Source organism: Aeromicrobium sp. PFPM2_SD2 (genome assembly GCF_057364525.1).
Genome location: NZ_JBNFNZ010000219.1, coordinates 1 through 4028 on the forward strand (window position 1 = coordinate 1; position 4028 = coordinate 4028).

Sequence of the window (4028 nt, forward strand, 5' to 3'; positions counted from 1 at the left end):
GGCGGCGACGGTGACGGCCCGCTCGGTGGGGGGTGCGCTTGTCGTCCATGGCCGGGGCGTACCCGCTGCGCGCCGGTCTACGCGGGCGCGGGCTGGACGACCACGTAGTCGTCGCCGTGGCGGCGCACGAGCCCACGGTCCTCGAAGGCGTCCAGCCAGCCGGTCATCGGCCAGCGTCCCCACCGGTCGCGGAACAGCCGGCCGTTGCGCACGACGTCGGCCACGTGCTGCACCGGCGGGGACGTCGTGGGGTGGTGCTGGTGGTACGCCCGGGCGGCGCCGACCCAGCCCAGGTCCAGGCCGGCGCGCACGACGCGCTGGCCGAAGTCGGTGTCCTCGCCGCCGTAGCCGACGTAGGCCTCGTCGAACCCTCCGGCGCGACGCCACGCGTCGGCGTGCAGCACGACGCGGACGTCCGCGGTGCCCGCCGGCCACGCCCGGGCCTTGAGCAGGATGCTGTGGCCCGGCGTCACCTCCAGCACCTCGGTGGTGTCGTCGATGAGCAGCGGCCAGCTGCCGACCGAGTGGTGCAGCCGGGTGCCGACGGCGGGGAAGCCTGCGTCGACCATGCGCATGCGGGACGCGCCGACCACCCACAGGGGGTAGAGCCAGCCGTCCTCCAGGACCTTCCACACCTCGTCGGGCGTGGCGTCGATGTGCCGGGTCGTGGTCGTCATGGCTCTCATGCAAGCACGCACGGACGTCGTCCGCCGGTCGAGCGACGTACGTGACAGTGGTTGTGTCACGGTGGGCCGCGGCAGTACGTTGTGAGGCACGTCACCGAGGAGGTCCCATGACCCAGGAACGCTTCGACTACGTGGTCGTCGGGTCGGGCAGCGCGGGCGGCGTGCTCGCGGCCCGGCTGAGCGAGGACCCGACGGTCTCGGTGCTGCTGCTGGAGGCCGGCCCGGTCGACGACGCCGACGAGATCCGCATCCCGCTGGCCTTCTCGACGCTGTTCCGCACCTCCTGGGACTGGCAGTACGAGACGACCCCGCAGAAGCAGCTGCTCGGCCGGCGCGCCGACTGGCCGCGCATGCGCGCCCTCGGCGGCTGCTCGTCGATGAACGCGATGATCTACATCCGCGGCAACCGGGCCGACTACGACGAGTGGCGCGACGCGTACGGCGCCGAGGGCTGGGGCTTCGACGACGTCCTGCCCTACTTCGTCAAGGCCGAGGGCAACCAGCGGCTCGGCGGTCCCTGGCACGGCACGGACGGTCCGCTCCGGGTCGAGGACCGCGCCTTCACGCACGAGCTGAGCCACGCGTTCGTCGACGCCGCCGTCGCCGCCGGGCACAAGCGCACGGACGACTTCAACGGGGCCGAGCAGCGCGGCGCCGGGCTGTACCAGGTGACGAACAGGAAGGGCCGCCGCTGGTCGGTGGCCGACGCCTACCTGCGTCCGGCGATGGCCCGCCCCAACCTGACCGTCCGCACCGGCGCGTTCGTCACGAAGGTGCTGCTCGAGGGCACCCGTGCCGTGGGCGTCCGCTACGAGTCCGCCGGCGCGACCCACGACGTCCACGCCGACGCCGAGGTGGCCCTCAGCGGCGGCGCGATCAACAGCCCGCAGCTGCTCATGCTGTCGGGCATCGGTCCGGGCGCCCACCTGCGCGAGCACGGCATCGACGTCGTCGTCGACTCGCCCGGCGTCGGGCAGAACCTGCACGACCACCCGGCGGCCGGGATCGTCCTGCACTCGCGCGGCACGACCGACCTGGCCGAGGGGCAGACGCTGGGCAACCTGCTGCGCTGGAAGGCCACCGGACGCACGATGCTGGCGTCCAACGTCGGCGAGGCGGGGGCGTTCTTCTCCTCCAGCGCCGCCGTGGAGCACCCGGACCTGCAGATCCACTTCGCGCCGACCGGCTTCTGGGACAACGGCATCCACGAGCCGACCCGCCGGTCGCTCACCATCGCACCGACGCTGGTCGACCCGAAGAGCCGCGGCGCGCTGCGGCTGCGCTCGGCCGACCCGCACTGGCACCCCGAGATCGACCCGGCCTACTTCGACGACCCGGCCGACCTCGACGCGATGCTCGCGGGGCTGCGCGAGGCGGTCGAGATCTCCCACCTGGCCCCTCTACGGGACCTCGTCGGCGGCCCGTTCATGCCCGACGTCGCCGACCCCACCGACGACCAGCTCGTCGACAACCTGCGGCGCCTCGCGCAGACGCTCTACCACCCGGTCGGCACCTGCGCGATGGGCACGGTCGAGGGCAGCGTCGTCGACCCGCAGCTGCGCGTCCACGGCGTCGAGGGCCTGCGCGTCGCCGACGCCTCCGTCATGCCCCGCGTCCCGCGCGGCAACACCAACGCACCCGCCATCATGGTCGGCGAGAAGGCCGCCGACCTCGTCAAGGAGTCCCGATGACCGCCACGATCGACACGCCCGACACCGCCGGGCAGGCCCCGCGCCCCACGTTCGAGTCGCTCGACCCGGCGACCGGCGACGTCGTCGGCGTCCACCCGGTCCACTCCGCCGAGGACGTGCAGGCCGCCGTCGCCCGCGCCCGCGCCGCGTACGCCTGGTGGGGCGGGCTCGGCTTCGACGACCGCGCCGAGATCCTGCTGACCTGGCGCAGCGTCATCACCCGCCGCATGCACCAGCTGGCCGACCTCGTCCACCGCGAGATGGGCAAGCCGCACGGCGACGCGCTGCTGGAGATCTCCATCGCCATCGACCACATCGCCTGGGCGGCCAAGCACGCGGGCAAGGTGCTCGGCCCGCGCAAGGTCAGCCCCGGCCTGCTCATGGCCAACCAGAAGGCGTTCGTCGAGCACAAGTCGCTCGGCGTCGTCGGCGTCATCGGTCCCTGGAACTACCCGGTCTTCACCCCGATCGGCTCGCTCGCGTACGCGCTGGCGGCCGGCAACACCGTCGTGTTCAAGCCCAGCGAGTACACGCCCGGTGTCGGCACGTGGCTGGTCGACACCCTGCGCGAGGTGGTCGGCGGCAAGGACGTCCTGCAGGTCGTCACCGGCCTGGGCGAGACCGGCAACGCGCTGTGCCTGGCCGACGTCGACAAGCTGGCGTTCACCGGCTCGACCGCCACCGGCAAGAAGGTCATGGCCGCCTGCGCGCAGAACCTGACCCCGGTCGTCATCGAGGCCGGCGGCAAGGACTCGCTCATCGTCGACGAGGACGGCGACGTCAGCGCCGCCGCCGACGCGGCCCTGTGGGGGAGCATGTCGAACGCCGGGCAGACCTGCATCGGCACCGAGCGTGTCTACGTCCACGAGAAGGTCTACGACCAGTTCGTCACCGAGATCACCGCACGGGCGCGCGAGCTCGGCGTCCGGGCCGGCTCGGACCCCGAGGCCAAGTACGGCCCCATGACCATGCCCAAGCAGCTGGACGTCGTCCGCAGCCACGTCGAGGACGCCCTGGCCAAGGGCGGCCGCGCGCTGCTCGGCGGCGCGGACGCGGTCGGCGAGCGGTTCGTGCAGCCGACCATCCTGGCCGACGTCCCCGAGGACTCGCTGGCCGTCACCGAGGAGACGTTCGGGCCCACGCTCGTCGTCAACAAGGTGCGCGACATGGACGAGGCCATCGAGCGCACCAACGCCACCGCCTACGGCCTCGCCGGTGCCGTGTTCAGCGGGTCGCGCGGCGAGGAGATCGCCCGCCGCGTCCGCTCGGGCATGACCTCGGTGAACTCGGTCATCTCGTTCGCCGGCGTGCCCACGCTGCCGTTCGGCGGCGTCGGCGACTCCGGCTTCGGCCGCATCCACGGGGCCGAGGGGCTCAAGGAGTTCACCTACGCCAAGGCGGTCACGGTGCAGCGCTTCGCGTCGCCGCTGGAGCTGGTGACGTTCGCCCGCACGAAGGTGACCGAGGGGCGGCTCGCGCAGATCATCACCGTCCTGCACGGCGGCAAGAAGACGCTCAAGCGCTGACGTCCTGTCGGTGCGGCGGGGCAGGATGTCGTCATGACGTCGCCCGTCGCACCGCTCGTCGGCCGCCACGCCGAGCTCGCCGAGCTGCTCGCCGCCGCGGGCGTCACCGGCACCGAGCCCGGCGG

3 protein-coding genes are annotated in these 4028 nt (G+C 72.9%); 2 read left to right on the forward strand and 1 reads right to left on the reverse strand.

Going from position 1 to position 4028, the window contains the following annotated elements:
- Positions 1-77: 77 nt before the first annotated feature.
- Positions 78-677 (reverse strand): galactosyltransferase-related protein, encoded by a 600-nt coding sequence (locus AC2W7G_RS10655; protein ID WP_485868406.1) that lies wholly within the window; start codon positions 675-677, stop codon positions 78-80.
- Between the two features lie 116 nt (positions 678-793).
- Here AC2W7G_RS10655 and AC2W7G_RS10660 point away from each other — a divergent pair, with 116 nt between their 5' ends.
- Positions 794-2377, forward strand: a complete 1584-nt coding sequence (locus AC2W7G_RS10660) for a GMC family oxidoreductase (protein ID WP_485868407.1) — start codon at positions 794-796, stop codon at positions 2375-2377.
- Entirely contained in the window at positions 2374-3903 is a 1530-nt protein-coding gene (locus AC2W7G_RS10665) for an aldehyde dehydrogenase family protein (RefSeq protein ID WP_485868408.1), read from the forward strand. The genes AC2W7G_RS10660 and AC2W7G_RS10665 overlap by 4 nt, the downstream gene beginning before the upstream one ends.
- The last annotated feature ends 125 nt before the right edge of the window (positions 3904-4028 follow it).